General features: G+C 60.3%; 17 protein-coding genes and 1 riboswitch. Of the genes, 6 read left to right on the forward strand and 11 right to left on the reverse strand.

Annotated features, from left to right (window positions below; translation table 11 throughout):
* Nucleotides 1–654, reverse strand: a complete 654-nt coding sequence (locus PZ897_RS08010) for a thiamine diphosphokinase (RefSeq protein WP_275751487.1) — start codon at nucleotides 652–654, stop codon at nucleotides 1–3.
* Between the two features lie 62 nt (nucleotides 655–716).
* Nucleotides 717–824: riboswitch (TPP riboswitch) on the forward strand.
* Nucleotides 825–902: 78 nt separating this feature from the next.
* On the opposite strand from PZ897_RS08010, the gene thiB reads away from it, so the two are divergent.
* The 4 genes from thiB (at nucleotide 903) to PZ897_RS08030 (ending at nucleotide 5,884) form a co-directional block, all read left to right on the forward strand.
* Nucleotides 903–1,874 (forward strand): thiamine ABC transporter substrate binding subunit, encoded by a 972-nt coding sequence (gene thiB / locus PZ897_RS08015; RefSeq protein ID WP_275751599.1) that lies wholly within the window; start codon nucleotides 903–905, stop codon nucleotides 1,872–1,874.
* Between the two features lie 10 nt (nucleotides 1,875–1,884).
* Entirely contained in the window at nucleotides 1,885–3,507 is a 1,623-nt protein-coding gene (gene thiP, locus PZ897_RS08020; RefSeq protein ID WP_275751488.1) for a thiamine/thiamine pyrophosphate ABC transporter permease, read from the forward strand.
* Nucleotides 3,504–4,229 (forward strand): ATP-binding cassette domain-containing protein, encoded by a 726-nt coding sequence (locus PZ897_RS08025; RefSeq protein WP_275751489.1) that lies wholly within the window; start codon nucleotides 3,504–3,506, stop codon nucleotides 4,227–4,229. The genes thiP and PZ897_RS08025 overlap by 4 nt, the downstream gene beginning before the upstream one ends.
* Before the next feature lie 173 nt (nucleotides 4,230–4,402).
* Complete coding sequence (locus PZ897_RS08030; RefSeq protein WP_275751490.1) at nucleotides 4,403–5,884, forward strand: M48 family metalloprotease; 1,482 nt, start codon at nucleotides 4,403–4,405, stop codon at nucleotides 5,882–5,884.
* Between the two features lie 33 nt (nucleotides 5,885–5,917).
* Here the strand turns inward: PZ897_RS08030 and PZ897_RS08035 are convergent, their stop codons facing one another.
* From PZ897_RS08035 to PZ897_RS08065, 7 genes are all read right to left on the reverse strand, one after another.
* A complete protein-coding gene (locus PZ897_RS08035; protein ID WP_275751491.1) occupies nucleotides 5,918–6,781 on the reverse strand; it encodes an RNA polymerase factor sigma-32 in 864 nt (287 codons plus the stop codon).
* 348 nt (nucleotides 6,782–7,129) lie between these two features.
* Nucleotides 7,130–7,702, reverse strand: a complete 573-nt coding sequence (locus PZ897_RS08040; protein ID WP_275751492.1) for a CarD family transcriptional regulator — start codon at nucleotides 7,700–7,702, stop codon at nucleotides 7,130–7,132.
* A gap of 415 nt (nucleotides 7,703–8,117) precedes the next feature.
* Nucleotides 8,118–8,456: a ferredoxin FdxA gene (fdxA, locus tag PZ897_RS08045; RefSeq protein WP_275751493.1), complete on the reverse strand. Its 339-nt coding sequence runs from the start codon at nucleotides 8,454–8,456 to the stop codon at nucleotides 8,118–8,120.
* A gap of 271 nt (nucleotides 8,457–8,727) precedes the next feature.
* On the reverse strand, nucleotides 8,728–9,117 hold the full coding sequence (locus PZ897_RS08050) for an RNA-binding S4 domain-containing protein (RefSeq protein ID WP_275751494.1): 390 nt from the start codon (nucleotides 9,115–9,117) through the stop codon (nucleotides 8,728–8,730).
* Between the two features lie 11 nt (nucleotides 9,118–9,128).
* Nucleotides 9,129–12,383 carry a helicase-related protein gene (locus tag PZ897_RS08055; protein WP_275751495.1) on the reverse strand — a complete coding sequence of 1,085 codons (3,255 nt, stop codon included), beginning with the start codon at nucleotides 12,381–12,383 and terminating at the stop codon, nucleotides 9,129–9,131.
* An 899-nt stretch (nucleotides 12,384–13,282) separates the two neighbouring features.
* Nucleotides 13,283–14,008 carry an acetoacetyl-CoA reductase gene (gene phbB / locus PZ897_RS08060; RefSeq protein ID WP_275751496.1) on the reverse strand — a complete coding sequence of 242 codons (726 nt, stop codon included), beginning with the start codon at nucleotides 14,006–14,008 and terminating at the stop codon, nucleotides 13,283–13,285.
* Between the two features lie 197 nt (nucleotides 14,009–14,205).
* Nucleotides 14,206–15,381 carry an acetyl-CoA C-acetyltransferase gene (locus tag PZ897_RS08065; protein ID WP_275751498.1) on the reverse strand — a complete coding sequence of 392 codons (1,176 nt, stop codon included), beginning with the start codon at nucleotides 15,379–15,381 and terminating at the stop codon, nucleotides 14,206–14,208.
* 241 nt (nucleotides 15,382–15,622) lie between these two features.
* Here PZ897_RS08065 and phaR point away from each other — a divergent pair, with 241 nt between their 5' ends.
* Entirely contained in the window at nucleotides 15,623–16,216 is a 594-nt protein-coding gene (gene phaR / locus PZ897_RS08070) for a polyhydroxyalkanoate synthesis repressor PhaR (protein ID WP_275751500.1), read from the forward strand.
* Between the two features lie 213 nt (nucleotides 16,217–16,429).
* Nucleotides 16,430–16,861, forward strand: coding sequence for a heme-binding protein (locus PZ897_RS08075; protein ID WP_275751501.1), 432 nt, complete (start codon nucleotides 16,430–16,432; stop codon nucleotides 16,859–16,861).
* Nucleotides 16,862–16,933: 72 nt separating this feature from the next.
* Here the strand turns inward: PZ897_RS08075 and PZ897_RS08080 are convergent, their stop codons facing one another.
* From PZ897_RS08080 to PZ897_RS08090, 3 genes are all read right to left on the reverse strand, one after another.
* Nucleotides 16,934–17,338 (reverse strand): hypothetical protein, encoded by a 405-nt coding sequence (locus PZ897_RS08080; RefSeq protein ID WP_275751502.1) that lies wholly within the window; start codon nucleotides 17,336–17,338, stop codon nucleotides 16,934–16,936.
* Nucleotides 17,339–17,481: 143 nt separating this feature from the next.
* On the reverse strand, nucleotides 17,482–20,940 hold the full coding sequence (gene pyc / locus PZ897_RS08085) for a pyruvate carboxylase (protein ID WP_275751504.1): 3,459 nt from the start codon (nucleotides 20,938–20,940) through the stop codon (nucleotides 17,482–17,484).
* Nucleotides 20,941–21,027: 87 nt separating this feature from the next.
* Nucleotides 21,028–21,771, reverse strand: a complete 744-nt coding sequence (locus PZ897_RS08090; RefSeq protein WP_275751506.1) for an autoinducer binding domain-containing protein — start codon at nucleotides 21,769–21,771, stop codon at nucleotides 21,028–21,030.
* Nucleotides 21,772–21,880 lie beyond the last annotated feature (109 nt).

A 21,880-nucleotide genomic window follows, 5' to 3' on the forward strand; every position in this document is an offset into this window, starting at 1 on the left:
TCAGGCTCCGGAATAATCATGAGGGCGGGCGACAATCAGGGCGCGTCCGCAAATCAGGCTGGCCGACAGCCGACCGCCGGCGACATTCGATATGGTGCGAGATGCCCCAAATGCAATGTCAGCCTTGTCGAGCGGATACTTGACCCCTGACAGGCTGAGCCCGGTCAGGGGTGTAAATGCGATCACGGAAAACAGTGATCCGGCGGGAAGGTCGATCTCCCGCGATCCCGGCAGCAACGGAAATGCTTCCTCGACCCCCGATGTCAGCACAACATCCAGACCGCGCTCGGCCAGGGTGAGAGCCTGCAGCAGATGCGACACGGCATGGTCGGTGCGCTCGCCGCCAAACGCGCCCACAAGCACCAGGCGCTTGGCGCCGCGCTCGATCGCCTGCTCAATGGCAAGTTCACCATCCGTGAGATTCTTCTCGGCAGGAAACGACAGGCGCTCCGTTTGGGCATGCTTTTCCATGAGCGTCGACGACGTGGAATCGAAATCGCCAACCCAGAGTTCAGGGGTCATCCCCAGAGCTTCGGCATAGACCATACCGCCATCCGCGGCGATGGCGCGTGCACCCTGTGTGAGCGCGCGGACACGATCATCGATCTCGAGCGCGCCGCCGAGCAGGATTGCAAATGTTGAATGAGTTGTCATGGGCAAGCCCATAGCAGCTTTGGCCGGACTTGCCAGCGTCTGGCAGACATTCTATGTGTGACCTTGCTCTAACGGGGTGTCCGGCGTTCTGCCGCACTGAGAGACCAGATGGTCAACCCGAAGAACCTGATCCGGTTTGTACCGGCGGAGGGATTAGACGTGCTCCATGCGCCTATTCCTATCCAGTCATGCTCAAGGAGGCGCCAACAATGCGTATATCTCATGTTCTACCTGTTGCTCTGACAACCATGCTGGCGTTCAGCAGCTCTCCGGCCGCAAGCGCCGAAAAGACGCTGACCGTCTACACCTATGAAAGCTTCGTCTCCGACTGGGGACCCGGTCCCAAGATCGAAGCAGCCTTTGAAGCCGAATGCAATTGCGACCTGAAATGGGTTGGTGTCGCTGACGGCGTGGCCCTTCTCAACCGCCTCAAGCTCGAGGGCGAGAAAGCCAGGGCGGGAGTGGTTTTGGGACTTGACACCAATCTTGTCACCGAAGCCAAAAACACCGGATTGTTCGAGCCGCATGGGCTTGAAACCAAATCGGTTTCCGTTCCCGGCGGCTTCAGCGACACTGTCTTCATCCCATACGATTACAGCCATTTTGCCGTGGTGTATGACAGCGAGGCAATCTCTGCACCGCCTGCCAGCCTCAAGGATCTGGTCGAGGGCGATCCCCGCGACAAGATCGTGATCCAGGATCCGCGCACGTCAACACCGGGCCTTGGGTTGCTGCTCTGGATGAAGTCGGTCTATGGCGACGATGCAAAAGCTGCCTGGGAGAAGCTCTCCAAGCGCGTGCTGACAGTCACCCCGGGCTGGTCGGAAGCCTATGGCCTGTTCACCTCTGGCGAAGCCCCGATGGTTCTGTCCTACACCACCTCGCCCGCCTACCACATGGTGGCCGAGGAGACAGACCGCTATCAGGCCGCCGAATTTGCCGAGGGGCATTATCTGCAGATCGAAGTGGCGGGCTTGCTGGCCCATGCGCCCGAGAAGGAACTGGCCCGTCAGTTCCTGTCCTTCATGATGACGCCGGGTTTCCAGAACGAGATCCCCACCAACAACTGGATGATGCCCGTCGCGGCCACCAGTATCGATCTGCCCGAGGCCTTCTCAACCCTCGTGTCTCCGCAAAAGAGCTTCCTCTATTCGCCTGAGGACGCGGCTGAAAACCGCGCCGCCTGGATTGATGAATGGCTCGACGCCATGAGCCGTTGATCCCGCGGCCATGCTGACCCGGACCGAGCATCGCGCAGCACGGGCGGCCGGACTTGCCGCCCTGCTGTGCATCGGCCTGGCCCTGGCGGTGCCGGTGCTGGTGCTGGTCGCTCAAGGCGCGGGCACCGGCCTGTCAGCCAGCCAGGGCGAGTACCTGTTGCGGATCACCCGGTTCACGCTGATGCAGGCCGGGTTATCGACGATTCTCAGCCTCGCCACGGCCGTTCCTCTGGCCCGCGCTCTGGCCCGCCGTCCCGCTTTCCCGGGGCGGCGCTGGCTGATCAACCTGTTTGCCGTGCCCCTCGGCCTGCCGCCACTGGTCGCAGCTCTCGGTCTGATCGAGGTCTGGGGCCGCAATGGGATCGCCAACAAGGGGCTCGGCCTTCTCGGCGTCGAGACTCCATTCTCGATCTATGGCCTGAGCGGCATTCTCATCGCTCATGTCTTTTTCAACCTGCCGCTGGCTGTGCGTTTCATTCTTCCCGGCCTCGAGCGGTTGCCACCAGAATACTGGAAGACCGCGGCCAACCTCGGCATGGGTGGGTTAAGCCTGTTCCGGCTGATCGAGTGGCCGGCCATGCGCCAATCCGCCGCCGGCGCGGCTGGTCTTGTGTTCATGCTGTGCGCCACATCCTTCACGCTTGTCCTCGTCCTGGGCGGTGGCCCGGCAGCCACCACACTGGAAGTCGCAATCTACCAGGCGCTGCGGTTTGATTTCGATCCCGGCCGGGCGTTGATGCTGGCTGCCATTCAGGTGGGGCTGACTTTGGCGGTGATGTTGGGCCTCAAGCTCATCTCGGCGCCGTCCAAACCCGGCGACACCAAGGGCGGAAGCACAAGCCGTCCCGATGCGCCGCACGGTCTGCACGCGCTGCCGGACGCCGTTCTCATCGGTGTGGCCGGGGTCTTCGTCGGTGCCCCGATGGTGGCTGTGATCATCTCCGGGTTGCAGGCGGATCTGAGCCGGCTGCTCGCTGATCCGCAGTTCTGGCGGGCTGCCACGACCAGTCTGTCGATAGGCGTTGCCGCAGCATTGCTGTCGGTGCTGCTCGCCGGTCTGCTGGTCCGGGCCCGCTATTCCGCCGCCGACCGATCAGCTTCGCCAGCGCTCGGCCTGTTGTCAGCTCTGTCCGGCGCAGCATCATCGCTGACGCTTCTTGTGCCGCCCGTTGTGCTTGGCGCCGGCTGGTTCCTGATGCTCGGCGGTGGCGTCGGGCAAATGCTGGCGCCCTTGGCGGTCATTGTCACGGTCAACGCGCTGATGGCGCTGCCTTTCGTCATGCGGGTGATCGAACCGGCCCATCTCAGCGCGATGCAGCGCAACGGCCGCCTGTCGCTGTCGCTGGGCATCACCGGGTTCTCCCGCCTCTGGCAGATCGACATCCCCGCCTTGCGGCTGCCGCTGGTCACCGGCTTCGTCTTTGCCGTTGCCCTGTCTCTCGGTGACCTCGGCGCCATTGCATTGTTTGGCAGCGATCGCATCGTCACCCTGCCGTGGCTTCTCTACCAGAAACTGGGAAGCTACCGCACCAGCGACGCCGCCGGTCTGGCGCTGCTTCTGGGGGGGCTTACAATGGGCTTGATGCTCGCGGCCGACCGGCTCGGCAATCGCAACGGAACCACCGGACAATGACCCAACCCCCTGCCATCATGTTTGACCGGGTTGTCTACGGGATCGGAGACCTCAGGGCGGAATTCTCCTTCCAGCGGCATCCAGGCAGCGTGACCGCCATTCTGGGGCCCTCGGGCGCCGGCAAATCGACGCTGCTCAATCTGGCTGCCGGGTTTCTGGTCCCTGATTCAGGCGTAATCTGCATGGATGGCCGGTCGATCAACGGCCTGCCGCCATCCGGGCGTGGCGTCTCCATCGTGTTCCAGGATAACAATCTGTTTGCCCATCTCGATATCCGGACCAACATCGGCCTTGGACTCGATCCGGCTTTGCGGCTCGATCAGCCGGCCTGGTCGACTGTCGACAAAGCACTCGAGCGCGTTGGCCTCGCCGGTTTCGGTCGCCGCATGCCGGGCACGTTGTCTGGAGGCGAACGTCAACGGGTTGCCCTTGCCCGCGCCTTCGCCCGCCGGCGTCCGCTGCTGCTGCTCGACGAACCTTTTGACGGTCTCGGCCCCGGCCTCGCCGCAGACATGCTCGGGCTGATGCTGGAAATCCGGGCCGAGGTCGGAGCAACCGTGCTGATGGTCACCCATGACCCGGATGAAGCGCGTGCCGCAGCGGATCAAATCCTTTTCATAGCCAAAGGCCGGATCGCGGCTGATGCGCCCTCAGACGGATTCTTCGAGCGTCGTGACCTGCCCGAACTTGACGCTTATCTAGGCAGCACGGGCGAAACCTGAAATTCCGCCATATTTTGGACGTAAGCGTTTGCCAGTGGAGAACAGGCGCTTTTTGGGGTAGACACGGAGACGCTAGTTCCTGGTTTGGGTAAAGCCTCGAGCCTCCGTCCCGGCATCAATAAGATAAACCAACACTCCGGACCATGGCAGACATTACAGCGCCCCACCCAAAGATGAAACCATCGTCCGGAAACAAACTCCGCATCGCACTGGCGATGCTAGGTGGCGTTTTGCTGTTGTCCGGCTGCGAAACACTCGGGGTTGATGTTTATCAACCGACGATCAAGCCATCCACTACCCCGCAAACTGCTGAAAATTCCGCCGCCTCCGATCCCCGTACCCGGATTGGGGCGAGCGAACATCCGCGCATCATCGCAAGCTATGGCGGCGAATACCGCGACGCCAAGACGGAACGCCTGGTTGCGCGGATCGTCGGCGCTTTGACGTTGGTATCGGAGAATCCGAGCCAAGCCTACCGCATCTCGGTGCTGAACTCCCCCGCTGTCAACGCCTTCGCCCTGCCGGGCGGTTACCTCTACGTGACCCGCGGGCTCTTGTCGCTGGCCAATGACGCCTCTGAGGTCGCCGCAGTGCTCTCGCATGAGATGGCGCATGTGACCGCCAACCACGGGCTGGAACGCCAGCGCCGTGAGAAGGAAGTTGAGATCGCCGGCCAGGTGGCGCAGGAACTGTTCTCCAATTCGATTGCAGGACGCCAGGTGGTCGCGCGCGGCAAGTTGTCCCTTGCCGCCTTTTCCCGCAATCAGGAACTTCAGGCCGACGTGATCGGGGTCAGGATGCTGGGGCAAGCGGGCTATGATCCTTACGCCGCCCCAAGATTTCTCGAATCGATGAATGCCAATCAGCGTTTCAGTGCGGTCGATCCTGACGCTGACGCCAGCCTCGATTTCCTCGCCAGCCATCCCAATGCACCACAGCGCGTCGAACTGGCGAAAAACCACGCTCGCGCCTTCGGCCCCGAAGGCGTGGGTGATCGCGGCCGCGACTATTATCTCGACGGCATTGACGGCTTGCTGTTCGGCGACAGCCCCAATGAAGGCTATGTGCGCGGCACCGAGTTCCTGCATCCTGTTCTGGGCATAAAGTTCAGGGTTCCTGATGGCTTTCGTATCGACAACAATGCCGACGCCGTTCTTGCCACCGGCCCGCGCGATCTGGCGATTCGTTTTGATGGCGTGACCGATGATGGACGGCAGTCGTTGACAGATTATATCGCCAGCGGGTGGGTCACCGGCCTCGATGCCAGCACCATACGCCAAACCCGCCTCAACGGGCTCCCGGCCGTCATCGCCCGTGCCAGTGCTGATCAGTGGGATTTTGACATTACGATCATCAGGCTAAAGGACCGCATTTACCGGTTCCTCACTGCCGCCCAGCGCGGAAGCAGCGATCTCGACGCCACGGCGTCGGTGGTCCGCGCCGGATTCAAGAAGATGTCCTCCCGCGAGATCAAGGCCCTGCAACCCTTGCGCATTCGCATTGTCACCGTTGGCTCCGGAGACACTGTGGCATCGCTTGCGGCCAGGATGGTCGGTGTCGAGCGCAAAGTCGAATTGTTCCGGTTGCTCAATGCGATTGCGCCCGGCGCCACGCCGGTACCGGGGCAAAGGGTCAAGATCGTCAGCGACCGTTAAAACCAGCCCGTGATCGGCGCGATCGGCTGTCCGTCAGAGACTGGCGATTTCCGGCGCGTCAGCCGTCATCACCGCGCGGAGTTTCTCAATCGCGCGGCTTTCAATCTGTCGCACACGTTCCTTGGAGATGCCAAGCGCCGACCCGAGCGATTCCAGCGTTGCACCATCTTCCGCCAGACGCCGTTCCCGAATGATGCGCAGTTCGCGCGCATTGAGGGTGTTGAGCGCGTCGCCCAGCCAGCTATGGCGGCGCTCCTCGTCGATGATCATCGACACTTGCTCGTCGGGCAAAGGTTCATCGCTCTTGAGAAACTCGATCCGGTCAGACGAAGCCCCAGATTCTCCATCCGACATCGGCGCATTCAACGACGGATCCGAACCGGACAATCGTGCATCCATAACGGCAACATCCTTGGCATGAACGCCCAGGGTGCTGGCGATTTGCAGGTGGATTGCGCTTTTGCTCAGAGAGGGATCATCCTGGGCCAGCCGGGCCCGCAATCGCCGCAAGTTGAAGAACAACGATTTCTGCGCCGAGCTGGTGCCGCCGCGAACGATGGACCAGTTTCGCAGAATGTAATCCTGTATCGAGGCCCTGATCCACCAGGTGGCGTAGGTCGAGAAGCGCACGTCCCGGTCCGGATCAAATCTCGCCGCCGCCTCCAGCAAGCCAACATGGCCTTCCTGGACCAGATCGCTCATCAGCAGCCCGTAGTTGCGAAACTTCGATGCCATCGAAATAACCAGCCGCATATGCGCCATGGTTATCCGGTGCAAAGCCTCCTGGTCCTTGTTGTCTTTCCAGCGAACAGCCAGATCGTGCTCTTCGTCGCGTTCGAGATAGGGGGCCGCCATAGCGGCTCTCACCATTTGCCTGTTTGCGCTCAACGCTTTCATGACACTCTCCCGTCTTGTCGACTGATCATCCTACCTTACGCCCGCAAGTCCGAAACGGATCATCACGCCGGTTGAATTCGCCGTGATCTGCCCTCCAAAGTGCTCCAGCAAACCAAACACTGTTTGTTAAAGCCGTTCACACGCCAAAGGTTCCGATGAAAATCCGACCAATCCAGCTGGATTCGTTGTTTCAGAGTAGCGGACAACGGCACTGCAACCCTGCCCCACCGATTGCGCGCCGCGCCGCTTCGGATCAGGCAGTTTCTCTCGCCGCAGGGCGCCAGAAACAGAAAAAGCCCGGGACACGCTGCGCGACCCGGGCCTGGTACTGAAAATACGGCTGGAAGATTATGCGGCTGCTTCTTCCTGCGCGCCCTCTTCATCATTGGCCTTGCCGCGCTTCGGACCCTTGTTGAGATTGACCTCGATCAGACGCACAGCTTCGGTGTCCGACATCTTGTTGACGGCGCCGAGTTCGCGCGCCATCCGGTCCAGCGCAGCTTCATAAAGCTGGCGTTCCGAATAGGACTGCTCAGGCTGGTTTTCTGCGCGGTACAAATCGCGGACCACTTCCGCGATCAAAATCAAATCGCCGGAGTTGATCTTCGCATCATATTCCTGCGCACGGCGCGACCACATGGTCCGCTTGACCCGGGCCCGGCCCTGAACAACCTTCAATGCGCGCTCGACGAAATCGGTTTCCGACAGTTTGCGCATGCCGATTGTCGACGCCTTGGCGACGGGCACCTTGAGCCGCATCTTGTCTTTGTCAAAGTCGATCACAAACAACTCAAGCTTGTGGCCGGCGACTTCCTGCTCTTCAATTGCAACAATCTGTCCAACGCCATGGGCGGGATAGACAATCGATTCACCGATCTTGAAACCCTGTCTCTGTGAAGGCTTTTTTTGCTGGATTGTCATACGTTTCAAAACTCCCTGTTACGGAAACGGACACTGGGAGCCGAGCATGGGTTGCCCGGGCCGGTCCTGCGACGGCCGGCAGGCCCATCGCACTGACAACGCCAATCAAAAGCTGGACAAGGCAAGAACTGCAGACGACACCGCGCGGAATATGGCATCCCGCCAGCATCGCGCTGCAAGGAAAAGGCCACCACTGTAAGGGACGTTTGCTTCCGTTTTTGCTTCTTGTTTCGCCCGGGCGGCGCCTTGAAGATGTCAGTAATACACTATGTATCACAAAAATTGGTGTAATTCAATGATTTGCGCAGGCAAACGAGCAGGCTGCGACGAAACATCCCGTGATTTGAGTCCCCATCCCGCAGCGCACTGGAAGAAACGATGCGCCGCAACAAGGGATCACCCGTATAAAGAGCGATCAGTCGCCCTCACCCGGCTCCGCTGAGAAGTACTTTTCAAACTTGCCTTCCTCGCCGTCAAACGCCTTGGCGTCACCAGGCGCATCACGCTTGATGGTGATGTTCGGCCATTTATCGGCATACTCGGTGTTGACCTCAAGCCATTTTTCCAGCCCCGGTTCGGTATCAGGCTTGATTGCTTCGGCCGGGCATTCAGGTTCGCACACCCCGCAATCGATGCATTCGTCAGGATGGATGACCAGCATGTTTTCCCCCTCGTAGAAGCAATCCACCGGGCATACCTCGACGCAGTCCATGTATTTGCAGCGAATGCAATTGTCGGTCACCACATAGGTCATACGTCTCTCCTGAGGCTCCATGCATGTCGCGATCGGGTAGTCTGAGTCGGCAATACATGCATTATTTCAGAGCGTTACAGCAACCCACGCGATCGAGTGGCGATCAAGGCGCTGTAGCGAACAACGGCGGTGAGGTACCGGCTTTAAAGGCGTATTGCAAGACTTCAGATTCTGCAAAATCGCCGCAGGGATTTGGCGAAGGGCAAACCTCGCTCCCGCAGCGCGGCTTTTTAAAATGAACGTCTCCAATCGCGCCCCAGTCAAGACAGATTCATGCGCCGGCATCGGAATTGCGGAACTGATCCATTTTTCGTCTGTCCCGCTTGGTCGGCCGGCCAGCGCCCGGCTCACGCTGTGCGGCGCCGGCCTCCGCTGCAGCGGCTTCAACAGGCTTGGGCGTGATGTCATCGTAGAGCAATTGCGCTTCAGGCGCCGGGCCACGGCGATGGCCGGTTCCAAGCACCCTGAGCACGACAACACGCCGCTCCTGTTTGATCGTCAACGTGTCTCCCGGCTTGATCGGAAACCGCGCCTGATCGATTTTCTCGCCATTGACCCTGACATTGCCTGCGGCGGCAAATTTGCCAGCCAGTGTCCGGGACTTGATGATGCGCGCGAAAAACAGCCACTTGTCGATACGCTGTCGTTCCGGTTGGCTCACCTGATCCAGTCCTATTTCTTCAGCTTGTCGCGCAAGGCCGCCAAGGCCGCGAAAGGAGAATCGGGATCAATCGGCCGCTCCTTGCGTTGAGCCCGCTCATTGCGATTTGTATCGCCGCCGCCCTTGGCCGGAGCATTTCTGGCCGGTCCACCCTTGCCGAAACCACCCCTGCCGGCCCCAGCCTTGCCGTGGTGGGCGGACTTTCCGCGATGCCCCTTGTGCGGACGGCCTGCACCATCGGTTCCGGCGGCTCCGGCTTCCCCTGCGGACTGGTCGCCCGCCGGTGCATTGCGATTGCGGCCGTCCCGCCGACCCCGGCCCTCGCCAGGCGCCTGTCTCGCACCGCGTTGCCCATCCTGACGACCGCCAGGTCTCCACAACAGCATCGGCCGTGGCGTCTCCACCACTTCTGGCTCGGCAGATGCTTCCGCAACGACATCCGCTTCAGGCGCGGCAGAAACCGGCGCTTCCCCGGCGGCCGCAAGCGCAGGCTGCTCCGCCTTTTCTGACGGATCCGCCACAGGCGCAGACGCGTCAACATGGCTCTCAGCCGTCGCCTCACCGGAGGTTTCGCCGAGAATTTGACGGGGTGTCGCATCGGCTACACTGTCGGCTGCAGCCGTGTCCGACACAGCGGTTTCGGCCTCTGCCGGGCCCTGCGCGATCACTGCGTCCGGCTTGTGAGGGCGATCGGCTGCTGTTCGCGAAACCACCACTTCGACCACGGGCCCCGCACTGTCGGGTGCGGAACTTCCGGCCAGCGCCGCGTCAAGACTTGCCAGATGGCTTTGCGCCTCGTCAGCAGCGACTGCGTCCGCGCGATAGCCAAGTCCCTTGAGAATCTCCTCGATGTCGTCCTGCGTCGCGCCGAGAATAGACAGCATCCCGGTCGTGGTGATGAACCGGCGACCATCATAGGCTGCCTCCGGGCGCGCGCCAGGAGCGCCGGGCTTCCACTGCAGTGCCGGGCGGATCAGATCGGCCAGCCGCTCGAGAATGTCTATACGCACCGCGCGCTTGCCGAGAAACCGGAAGCCCGCCAGACGATAGAATTCCCGATCGATCCCAGGATCGGTCGCCACCGAAGTGCGGCCCGCCGCCAGCAGCGGTGTCACGTCGCCATAACCGGGCCTGGTGAACCCGTCATTGGCGAGCGCCCACAGCAGCGTCACCAGCTCGGCTGGGGCCGGCTTGAGCAGCGCCGGCATGAAGACGTGATAGGCGCCGAAGCGGATGCCGTATTTGCGCAGGCTTGCCCGCGCCGACTGATCGAGATCCTTGATCATTTCCGACACATCGCGGCGGAACAGCACACCAAGGCTCTCCGCCAGACGGAACGCCAGACCACGCGCCAGGCCATCGATATCCTCGGCCCGTGTCAGATCGTCCAGCGGCTTGAGCACGGTGGCGATGTGATGATTGACGTAGCGGTCGATCCGCGCCGCGACCAAATCGCGGGCGCCGCCACTCAGTTGATCGTCGGCCAGCAGGATGGTGCGCGGCTTGAGGATGTGGTCCCCCGTCGCCAACTTGGCAACCGGATCGCCCAGCCAGCGCACTGTGCCGTCCGCGCCGATGGCAAAATCGGAATTGCCCGAGGCGTGCAGACGCGCCGCCCGCGCTTCGAATTCGAGCCCCAGCGCTTTCTGCGCTGCCGCCAGAACCGCCTTGGCGTCCGGTCCGTCTGCCGACGTATCCGGCATAAAGCGGAATCCGGCTAATTGTCCAATATGATGACCTTCAACAAAGACATCACCGTTTACACTGATTTCAGCTTCGAGCATCACGTTCTCTCTCAGGCGCCTCATGAGCACAGATGTCCTGCGGTCAACAAAGCGTTTCGTCAACCTTTCATGCAACGCATCGGACAATCGGTCCTCGATTTCGCGCGTCTTTTCCTGCCAGTGTGTCGGATCGGCAAGCCATTCAGGTCTGTTGGAAATGTAAGTCCATGTCCGGATCTGTGATATCCGGGCCGACAATGTGTCGATTTCTCCATCGGTAGAATCGGTTCTGCGGACCTGTTCGGCCAAAAAGTCTTCATTAACCGTACCAGCATGAATCAGATCCCGATAGATCGTGGCGATCAGATCGGAATGCTGCGCCGGCGCGATACGACGATAATCCGGCAGCGAGCACACGTCCCACAGCGTGGCAATATTCTGCGGTGTGCTCGCCAGGTCCCGCACTTCGAAATCATTGACCAGGTGCTCAAGGGCGCGCTGGTCCACCGCCGGCACGGCGCGGGTCAGGCCGGGAACTCCGGGCGTTTGTTCCAGACTGTCCTGCAGCGCACCGAGACTGGAAAAATCGAGCTGCTTGGAGCGCCATTGCAGGATCTTGACTGGCTCGAAAACATGACTTTCAAGCCGCTGCACCAGATCATCCGGCAGCGGCTGCACCTGACCGGTGACTCCGAACGTGCCGTCCCGCAAATGGCGTCCGGCACGCCCGGCGATCTGGCCAAACTCGGAGGCCGTCAGCTGCCGGTAGGAAAAGCCGTCGAATTTCCGGTCCTGGGCAAAGGCCACGTGATCAACATCGAGATTGAGCCCCATACCGATGGCGTCGGTCGCCACCAGATAATCGACATCACCGTTCTGATAGAGCTCGACCTGCGCATTGCGCGTCCGCGGGCTCAAGGCCCCCAGCACCACCGCGGCGCCTCCGCGCTGACGCCGCACCAGCTCGGCAATGGCATAAACCTCCTCCGCCGAGAAGGCCACAATCGCCGAGCGCCGCGGCAGCCGGGTGATTTTCTTCGAACCCGCATGATGCAGTTCCGACAAGCGCGGCCGTTCCACAACGCTGATCCCGGGCAGCAGTTGCTCGAGAATACCGCGCACCGTTGCTGAGCCCAGCAGCAGGGTTTCATCCCGGCCGCGCAACGACAGGATCCGGTCGGTGAACACATGCCCGCGCTCAAGATCGCCGGCGATCTGCACTTCATCTATGGCGACGAAGGCGGCGTTGGTTTCCTGCGGCATCGCCTCGACGGTGCAGACGGAATAGCGGGCACCCGGTGGCGAGATCTTTTCCTCCCCTGTGACGAGAGAGACCTGGCTGGCGCCGACCTTTTCGACCATGCGGCCATAGACTTCGCGCGCCAGCAACCGGAGCGGCAACCCGATCACGCCTGACCCGTGCGCTGCCATTCGCTCGATGGCAAAATGGGTCTTGCCGGTATTGGTCGGGCCGAGGACGGCGGTCACACCGCGTCCGGACAAGATCAGGGGTTTGGAAGGATGGCTGCGCAAAGCGGGCATTAACGTCCGTATCTAGCTCAAGACGGCTGTTGTCTACCACATCAAGACAGGCGAAACAGGGGCAAATATCAAACAGGCCGGTTACCCGGTGTTTAACCATTGGAACAGTGACGGAACGAATCGGCGACGAATCAATGACTCACCGTGATTCAGGTTTTGTTCACCCCAAGATATGGGGTTTTGCCGGACCGGCGCCACCAGATACTGAATCCCGATCCCGATACTCGTCGCCAAATCGCCGATTGCCGTTAACCTTTGCCGGGGCATGGCTGCAAACCGGGTCGACGTCGCCTCGTCACGTCGATAGGTTTATGATTTGTTAATCATTCCAAAGGGTTCCTTAATCTTTTGCAGGAGAGTCCAGAGGCCGCATTAACTTCCGGAACAGCCACGGAACGAATCAGCGACGAATCACTGACCTTGCTCTGTTTTCTGTTTGTTCACGGCTATATCTTCCGTCCGGCGCCTTTCGTGTCACCACATACGGTATCGACAGTCTGCCACACATCGACAATGCGGCCTCGACCGTTAACCATTCCCGGCCATTTCATGACTTGACATCCAGGCGGAAACGGAAGCGCCTTTCCTCCAGGATGCATTCGCATATCCATTCCTGCTCGACGGTTGCATCGCATTTGAACGATTCCGTTAACCTTTGGAACAGCCAAGGAACGAACCGGCGACGAATCACAGATCTGCCCATGTTGGCCGTATGTTCACCGCAACATCTCGCGATTCTGGCGGTAGACCACACCATATTTGCCGCTAGCCTGCTGGTCCGGCAACCAGGCCTGGAGCAGAAATTAACCTTTGCCGCCGTCTGATGCAGTCCTGCAGCCCCCAGCAAAAAGGCAGCCCCGAGCGAGCCGCCTTGATGGGTCGCTGGTCATTGGTTGCGCTCAGCTGAAGTACTGGCCGCCATTGGCTGAAATCGTTGATCCGGTGATGAAGCCGGCGTCATCGGCCGCCAGAAACACCACAGCCCGCGCGATCTCCTCCGGCTCTCCCAGACGACCGACCGGGATCTGCGGGATGATGCGCTCGTTGAGCACCTTTTCATCGATGGCGCGAACCATATCGGTACCAATATACCCCGGACAGATGGCGTTGACGGTGATGCCGGCGCGGGCGCCTTCCTGGGCGAGCGCCCGGGTAAAGCCGATATCGCCAGCCTTGGCCGCGGAGTAGTTGACCTGACCCGCCTGGCCTTTCTGACCATTGATCGAGGAAATGTTGATCACCCGGCCGAACTTGCGTGTCCGCATGCCGCTCCAGACCGGATTGGTCATGTTGAACAAGCCGGTAAGGTTGGTGTTGATCACTTCGCTCCACATTTGCGGCGTCATCTTGTGAAACATCCCGTCACGGGTAATGCCGGCATTGTTGACCAGCACCGCCACCGGACCCAGGTCAGCCTCGACCTGAGCAAGACCGGCAACGCAAGAATCGTAGTCAGCGACCGACCATTTGTAAGCTTTGATTCCGGTCTCGGCGGTGAATTTCGCCGCCGCCTCGTCATTGCCTGCATAGTTGGCCGCTACCGTATATCCGGCGTCCTTCAATGCGATCGAAATCGCCGCGCCGATACCACGCGTTCCCCCCGTCACAATTGCCACTTTGCTCATATTGTCCTCCTCCAAGGTACTTTTCTTATTTCGTTGCAGACCCATGAACGCCGCTTCAGCAAAACCGTTCGGGATGTGCGCGCCGGCTCCTCTGGATGCCGGCCCGCAACGACAGGATTGCCATCAGACATGGTGTGACAGGCAGCGAAGGTTTCAGACTGATTTTCCAGCACCCTCGCCACGCGCTTCATGGCAGGTCAGCCGCGCTCGACGCAGAGCGCCACTCCCATGCCGCCGCCGATGCACAGTGTCGCAAGTCCCTTTTTCGCATCACGGCGAACCATCTCGAACAGCAGCGTGTTGAGAATGCGCGCGCCCGATGCGCCGACCGGATGGCCGATTGCGATGGCGCCGCCGTTGACGTTGACGATCGCGGGATCCCAGCCCATGTCCTTGTTGACGGCGCAGGCCTGTGCCGCGAACGCCTCGTTGGCTTCCACCAGGTCGAGATCGCCGACGCTCCAGCCGGCTTTCTCCAGCGCCTTGCGCGACGCCGGGATCGGGCCGGTGCCCATGATCTGCGGATCGACGCCGGCAGTGGCCCAGGAGACAATCCGCGCCATCGGTGTGATGCCGCGCTTGGCGGCTTCGGCTTCGCTCATCAGCACGGCGACGGCAGCGCCATCATTGATGCCGGACGCATTGGCGGCGGTCACGGTGCCCTCCTTGTCAAAGGCCGGACGCAGCTTGGAAATGCCCTCGATGGTCACGCCGTGCTTGATGTACTCGTCGTCCTCGACGACCGTATCGCCCTTGCGGCCCTTGATTGTCACCGCCGCGATCTCGTCCTTGAACTTGCCGGCCTTCTGCGCAGCTTCCGCCTTGTTCTGCGAATTTACCGCAAAATTATCCTGCTCTTCGCGCGTCAATTGCCATTGCTTGGCAACATTCTCTGCGGTGGTGCCCATCAGGTAGTTGTAGAACGCATCGGTCAGCGCGTCATGCATCATAGTGTCGACCATGCCGGCGCCGCCCATCTTGACGCCATTGCGCAAATGCATCGCATGCGGCGCCAGCGACATTGATTCCTGGCCGCCGGCAACAATGATGCTGGCGTCACCGCTAGCGATCTGCTGCATGCCAAGGGCGACGGCGCGCAGACCCGAACCGCAGAGCTGATTGAGGCCCCAGGCCGTGGCTTCCGGCGGAATGCCGGCCGCCATTGCCGCCTGACGTGCCGGGTTCTGGCCCTGGCCCGCCGACAGGATCTGGCCCAGAATGACCTCGTCGACATCTGCCGGCGCAACACCGGCGCGCTCAAGCGCAGCCTTGATGGCGATGGCGCCCAGATCGTGGGCCGGAACGGAGGACAGGGCGCCGTTGAAGGATCCGACGGGCGTGCGGGCAGCGCTGGCGATAATGATGGAGCTCATGATGGATTTCCCTGTCATGTTATGGTGAGAACTTGCTCAGAACGTGCCGGAGCTTGGTGCCACTGTCAAATGCCTGACAGCCGAAATCACCATGCAATCGGGCGAATCAGGACCATAGTCTGAGGATTTGCCGCCTCTTTCACCGCAATGCACAAAGGAATTGTGTTTGCCGGTCATTTTCGCCTACAGTCTTGTCAACATGACGAAGTTCAGGTCCGGGGAAACTCTGAGGAGAGCGAATATGGCGAAAGACAGCGGCACTGTAACAATCAAGAAATATGCCAATCGCCGTCTCTACAACACGGGAACCAGCACCTATGTGACGCTTGATGATCTGGCGGTCATGGTCAAGAAGGGCGAGGACTTCGTGGTACTGGACGCCAAGAGCGGCAGCGACATCACCCATTCGGTTCTGACCCAGATCATTTTCGAACAGGAATCCAAGACAGGCAACACCTTGCTGCCCGTGTCCTTCCTCAGGCAGTTGATTGCGATATATGGTGACCAGCTGCAAATGGTGGTTCCAAGCTACCTTGAGCACTCGATGGCGGCGCTGACCGGACAACAGGATCAACTCCGCGCCCAGATCACCAAGTCCTATGGCGACAATCCGGTCGCCCGCAACATGCAGTTGCCGATCCAGATGGTCGAGGAGCAGGTTCGCCGCAATACCGAGATGTTCCAGAAGGCGATGCAGATGTTCTCCCCCTTCGCGCTGGCCCATGCCGGCACGCCGGAGGAAGAGCAGAAGAAATCCGACACCTCCAAGGATATCGACGATCTCAAGTCACAGCTGAAGCAATTGCAAGACAAGATCAACGCAATCGACAGCTAAGCCATGCTGAAGCGCTGCGCATCGAATTGAATGCGCCACACGTGCGCTAACGCCTCGACTTGTGCCCGCCTGAGAGCTGGACCGTATCCGTTGTTTCCATTCAGGCACAACAGCTTTCCCGTGTCGAAACCGGTCAAAGCAGTGGCGCGAGGGCCGGTTCACGCCCTATAAGCGGATGAGATGTTTCGTAAATCGATTTGAAAGGCATTCCACATGACCGACATAACCCTTGCCAAGGCACTCAAAATCATCACTGCGGCGCTTTCCAAAGCCAAGGACCTGGACCTCAAACCGTTGGCGGTGGTGGTTCTGGACGCCGGAGGCCACGTCAAGGCGGTCCAACGTCAGGATGGCGCGTCGATGCTGCGGTTCGAGATTGCCAGCGGCAAGGCCTATGGCGCACTGGCCGTCGGCGTCGGCTCCCGCTGGCTCAACGCCCAGGCCGAAACCCGGCCGCATTTTCTCGAAGGGCTGTCGGCGGTTTCCGGCGGCAAGATTGTCGCTGTTCCCGGCGGTGTGCTGATCAGGAACCGAAAGGGCGACATCATCGGCGCGGTCGGGATCACCGGCGATACATCAGACAATGACGAGATTGCTGCGATTGCCGGCATCGAAGCTGCCGGTTTCACCCCCGACGCCGGATAAGGCCAGCCCGATGTCGCGCCGAATAGCTGCAATGCGGCGCGACATCCGGGACTAAGCCAAAGCCGATGCCGGTCACAATCCGATCGAGACGTCACGGCCGGCCGAACGGATCGAGACGGAAAACCCGGCGATCACATCGACAAATGCGATGACCATCAGAATGAAGAACACATGCGTGGCCGCATCGCGCACGAGCAGGAACTCGACCAGAAACGCTACGAACACGAACATCGACAGCATGTGATCTATCACCGACCATGGACCGGTGCGCGTCGCCTTCAGCACCTCGATGAACAACAAAACCAAGGCGATGACAATCAGAAGATCACCCAGACTCATTGTCCAGACTGCGCCGGACATCATCGACAGCGAGGTGATGGTTGTGTCCAGTCCGGCGACACCGCCGCCAAACAGTCCGATCAGGACCAGATTATACCCGATCAGCGGCACGATCATCAGTGGTATGGCGGCGAACATGGCATAACCTCGCTATTGGAACAGGTGGTGTGGCGACAGCAACCAAATGGTGCGGACCACGACGTCTGACCGCAAGACAAGGGCGACACTGCGCCAACAACCGGTCGGGAGCAAGCCTGTTGGCCGGCTCTCGAAGAAATCGATCAGGCGTAGACCACCAGCAGATCCTTGGCGTCGATCTGGTCACCGATCCTGACCAGAACTTCGGCCAGCACGCCATCGCGTTCGGCATGGATCGCGGTTTCCATTTTCATCGCTTCAATCGACACCAGCACATCGCCGGCCTTGACATCCTGCCCTGGCGCGGCTGCGACGGCGGAAACCACGCCCGGCATGGGGGCCGCGACATGGGCGTCATTGCCAAGCTCGGCCTTCCGGCGCGCTGCCGCCCCCGATGCGCCACGCGCCCGGTCCGGCACCTTGATCCGCCGGGGCTGTCCGTTGAGCTCGAAAAACACCGTGACCATGCCCTGGTCATCAGGATCGCTCTGGGCCAGGTTCTGGATCACCAGCGTCTTGCCCTTCTCGATTTCGACGAACAGCTCGTCGCCAACCGGTAGGCCGTAGAAATAGGCGGGCGTCGGCAGCATGCTGACCGGGCCGTAGGTCTCGGCAGCCAGCGCAAAGTCTGTGAACACCTTCGGATACATCAGGTAGGAGGCAAATTCGGATTCGCTGATCTCGCGCTCCAGCTTGCTCTCGATGTCCTTGCGTTCGGCCTCGAGATCTGCGTCGGGCAGCAATGAGCCGGGCCGAACGGCATAGGCTTCATCGCCCTTGAGCACCTTTTTCTGCAGGGCTTTCGGCCACCCGGCCGGCGGCTGTCCCAGATCGCCACGCATCATCGACACCACCGATTCGGGAAACGCCACGTCCCTGGCTGGATTTTCGACATCCGAGACGCTCAAATCCTGACTGACCATCATCAGCGCCATGTCACCGACCACTTTCGATGACGGCGTCACCTTGACGATATCGCCGAACATCCGGTTGGCGTCGGCATAGGCCTGGGCCACTTCATGCCAGCGGGTTTCGAGCCCGAGCGAGCGCGCCTGTTCCTTCAGATTGGTGAACTGTCCGCCCGGCATCTCGTGCAAATAGACCTCTGACGCCGGGCCCTTGAGATCGCTCTCGAAGGCCGCATACTGGTTGCGCACGGCTTCCCAGTAAAACGAAATCCTGCGAATCCACTGGGTATCGAGACCGGGGTCACGCTCATGGCCCTTGAGTGCTTCGACGATCGAGCCAAGACACGGTTGCGAGGTGTTCCCCGACAGCGCGTCCATGGCCGCGTCGACCGCATCGACGCCGCTGTCGACCGCAGCCAGAACCGTAGCCGCGGAAATCCCTGACGTATCATGGGTGTGGAAGTGAATCGGCAGGTCGGTGGCCTCACGCAGCGCCGTGAACAATTGCCGCGCCGACGCAGGCTTCAGCAGCCCGGCCATGTCCTTGACGGCAATGATGTGAGCCCCGGCCTGCTCAAGTTCAGCCGCAAGCCCGGTGTAATATTTCAGATCATATTTCGGGCGGGCGGAATTGAGGATGTCGCCGGTGTAGCAGATCGCGGCTTCACAAAGCTTGTTCTCTTCACACACCGCATCCATCGACACCCGCATGTTCTCAACCCAGTTGAGGCAATCGAACACCCGGAACAGATCGATCCCGCCCTGCGCCGCCTGGCGCACGAAATGCTTGACGACATTGTCCGGATAATTCTTGTAGCCAACACCATTGGCGCCGCGCAAAAGCATCTGCAGCAACAGATTGGGCGCGCCCTGACGCACCAGATCGAGCCGCTCCCATGGGTCTTCGGTCAGAAACCGCATCGACACGTCAAAAGTGGCGCCGCCCCAGCATTCCAGCGACAACAGATCGGGCAGCACCTTGGCATAGGTGTCGGCGATGCGGGCGATATCATTGGTGCGCATACGGGTGGCCAACAGTGACTGATGCCCGTCGCGCATCGTCGTATCGGTAATCAGCACCCGTTTCTCGTTGCGCATCCAGGCGCCAAAGGCTTTCGGGCCAAGCTGGTCAAGCTTCTGCTTGCTGCCATCGACAATCGGCACATCCTGATAGGGAATGCGCGGTTTGGCGGCATCGGCCAGCGGCAGCGGCCGGCTCTTGGTTTCAGGATGACCGTTCACGGTCACATCGGCGAGATAGGTCAGAAGCTTGGTGGCGCGGTCCTGCCGTTTGACCTGCTCGAACAGCTCCGGCGTGGTGTCAATGAACCGCGTCGTATAGGTGTTGTCCAGGAACTTCGGATGGCTGATGATCGCTTCAAGGAAGGTCAGGTTGGTGGCCACGCCGCGAATCCGGAACTCCCGCAGCGCGCGGTCCATTCGCTTGATGGTTTCTTCCGGCGTCGGCGCCCAGGCCGTGACTTTTTCCAGAAGCGGATCGTAAAATCGGGTGATCACTGCACCGGAATAGGCGGTGCCTCCATCAAGCCGGATGCCAAAGCCGGTGGCGCCGCGGTAGGCGGTGATCCGGCCATAGTCAGGAATGAAATTCTGTTCTGGATCTTCCGTGGTAATCCGGCACTGAAGCGCATGACCATTGAGCCGGATGTCGGCCTGAGCCGGGACGCCGGACGCCGGCGTGCCAATCACTTTACCCTCCAGCAGGTGAATTTGCGCCTTGACGATATCGATTCCGGTGACTTCCTCGGTCACCGTATGCTCGACCTGGATCCGCGGATTGACCTCGATGAAGTAGAAGGCGCCGGTGTCGATATCCATCAGGTACTCGACAGTGCCTGCGCCGATGTAGTTCGTCGCGTTGGCAATCTTCAGGGAATAGGTCGCCAGTTCCTGGCGCTGGGCTTCACTCAGATAGGGTGCAGGCGCCCGCTCCACGACTTTCTGGTTGCGGCGCTGCACCGAACAGTCACGCTCGAACAGATGCACGGCGTTGCCATGCGTATCGCCAAGAATCTGGCTTTCGACATGACGGGCCCGCTCCACCAGCTTTTCCAGATAGACTTCATCCTTGCCGAAGGAAGACATGGCTTCGCGTTTGGCCTCAACAACTTCGCGGGCCAGATCTTTCGGATCGCGGATGGCCCGCATGCCGCGGCCGCCCCCGCCCCAGGAGGCCTTGAGCATGATCGGATATCCGATCTCGTCCGCCAGCCGGGCCACTTCGTCCATATCATCAGGCAGCGGCGGCGTCGCAGGCACCACCGGCACACCGATTTCGATAGCCAGGTTGCGCGCTGCCACCTTGTTGCCGAGCCGCCGCATCGTTTCGGGTTTCGGGCCAATGAAAATGATCCCGGCTTCGGCACAGGCGTCAGCAAATTCGGGGCTTTCCGCCAACAGGCCATAGCCGGGGTGGATGGCATCGGCGCCTGACTGTTTTGCCACACGGATCACTTCTTCGATCGACAGGTAGCTTTCGATCGGTCCGAGATCCCGCGCCAGATGCGCTCCACGCCCGACCTGATAGGATTCATCCGCCTTGAACCGGTGCAGCGAAAGCTTGTCTTCCTCCGCCCAGATCGCGACGGTTTTCATGCCAAGTTCATTGGCAGCGCGAAACACGCGAATGGCTATTTCCGAACGGTTGGCAACAAGAATTTTGGAGATCGGCACAGAGAGGCTCCCGGGGTTGGGCGAAGAAGGCGGTGTAAGATCATACCCCGCCTTCAATCATTAGCGTCTGTATTGCTGCAGTGCAAATTAAGAGATCAGACCAAGCCTGAAGGCAATCGCCACCACATGGTGGCGGTTCTTTGCGTGCAATTTATCCTGAATGCCGTTCATGTACCAGTCGACAGTATGCGCCGAAAGGCCGAGCGTCGCGCCCATCTCGTTTGAGGTCATGCCATAGCCGAGATACTCGAGTGTTTCCATTTCACGGCGGGTCAGTTGCACGGCAACCGGGCGATTGATCTGCGCGAACGCGCCGGGATCAACCGCTTCAAGCAGAGCCCAGAACGCCTTCTTTGCCATCGCGTCCATCATCGCCATCTGCGACAGGGACAGGTCGACCGACCGGCCGGCGACCGAAAGAACGCCGACCAAACCACGCCGCCCGTGAACCGGAAACACATAGCCGTCGTCCATACCATAGCGCTGGGCATCGACCATCATCCGCTCCATGCGCTTGCGCTGCGGATCCTCATCAAAGGCTTCGATAGACTCCGCCCACCGGTAGCCTCGCTGGCTGTGTCCCAGATATCTGACGGTCGGGTCTATCTTGGCATATTTGCGCTTCACATAGAGTTCCGGCCAGCCTTTCGGCCACTGGCCTGCAAGCATGACGTTGGTTGCATCGCTCTCCGGTCCTGGTTGACGGACAAGGGTAAAAAAATCAAAGCCAAGCTCGGTGAGGACATCGCATATCCGGGAACGGATTGCATTTGCGTCCCCAAATCCGCTTGTCTCGGCTTCCAGAAACTGCAGAACGCCATTCATGTTCATGGTTTCCTCCAGATGGTGGAAAAGAGAGTGTCGGCTGTAAAAGCCACAATATCTATTAGTAAAATCATGATCCCTTCGGTATTGTAATACTAAATCTTGTAGTTGTGTC

Source organism: Hoeflea sp. YIM 152468 (assembly GCF_029210485.1).
Taxonomy (GTDB): Bacteria; Pseudomonadota; Alphaproteobacteria; order Rhizobiales; family Rhizobiaceae; genus Hoeflea.

Excerpts from the sequence above, each read along its gene's own strand:
- PZ897_RS08090 (WP_275751506.1), bottom strand. The coding sequence starts at position 21,771 with ATGAACATGAATGGCGTTCTGCAGTTTCTGGAAGCCGAGACAAGCGGA.
- phbB (WP_275751496.1), bottom strand. The coding sequence starts at position 14,008 with ATGAGCAAAGTGGCAATTGTGACGGGGGGAACGCGTGGTATCGGCGCG.
- PZ897_RS08080 (WP_275751502.1), bottom strand. The coding sequence starts at position 17,338 with ATGTTCGCCGCCATACCACTGATGATCGTGCCGCTGATCGGGTATAAT.
- PZ897_RS08040 (WP_275751492.1), bottom strand. The coding sequence starts at position 7,702 with ATGACAATCCAGCAAAAAAAGCCTTCACAGAGACAGGGTTTCAAGATC.
- PZ897_RS08075 (WP_275751501.1), top strand. The coding sequence starts at position 16,430 with ATGACCGACATAACCCTTGCCAAGGCACTCAAAATCATCACTGCGGCG.
- PZ897_RS08035 (WP_275751491.1), bottom strand. The coding sequence starts at position 6,781 with ATGAAAGCGTTGAGCGCAAACAGGCAAATGGTGAGAGCCGCTATGGCG.
- PZ897_RS08055 (WP_275751495.1), bottom strand. The coding sequence starts at position 12,383 with ATGCCCGCTTTGCGCAGCCATCCTTCCAAACCCCTGATCTTGTCCGGA.
- phaR (WP_275751500.1), top strand. The coding sequence starts at position 15,623 with ATGGCGAAAGACAGCGGCACTGTAACAATCAAGAAATATGCCAATCGC.
- PZ897_RS08065 (WP_275751498.1), bottom strand. The coding sequence starts at position 15,381 with ATGAGCTCCATCATTATCGCCAGCGCTGCCCGCACGCCCGTCGGATCC.
- PZ897_RS08025 (WP_275751489.1), top strand. The coding sequence starts at position 3,504 with ATGACCCAACCCCCTGCCATCATGTTTGACCGGGTTGTCTACGGGATC.
- PZ897_RS08010 (WP_275751487.1), bottom strand. The coding sequence starts at position 654 with ATGACAACTCATTCAACATTTGCAATCCTGCTCGGCGGCGCGCTCGAG.
- PZ897_RS08030 (WP_275751490.1), top strand. The coding sequence starts at position 4,403 with ATGAAACCATCGTCCGGAAACAAACTCCGCATCGCACTGGCGATGCTA.
- thiP (WP_275751488.1), top strand. The coding sequence starts at position 1,885 with ATGCTGACCCGGACCGAGCATCGCGCAGCACGGGCGGCCGGACTTGCC.
- fdxA (WP_275751493.1), bottom strand. The coding sequence starts at position 8,456 with ATGACCTATGTGGTGACCGACAATTGCATTCGCTGCAAATACATGGAC.
- thiB (WP_275751599.1), top strand. The coding sequence starts at position 903 with ATGCTGGCGTTCAGCAGCTCTCCGGCCGCAAGCGCCGAAAAGACGCTG.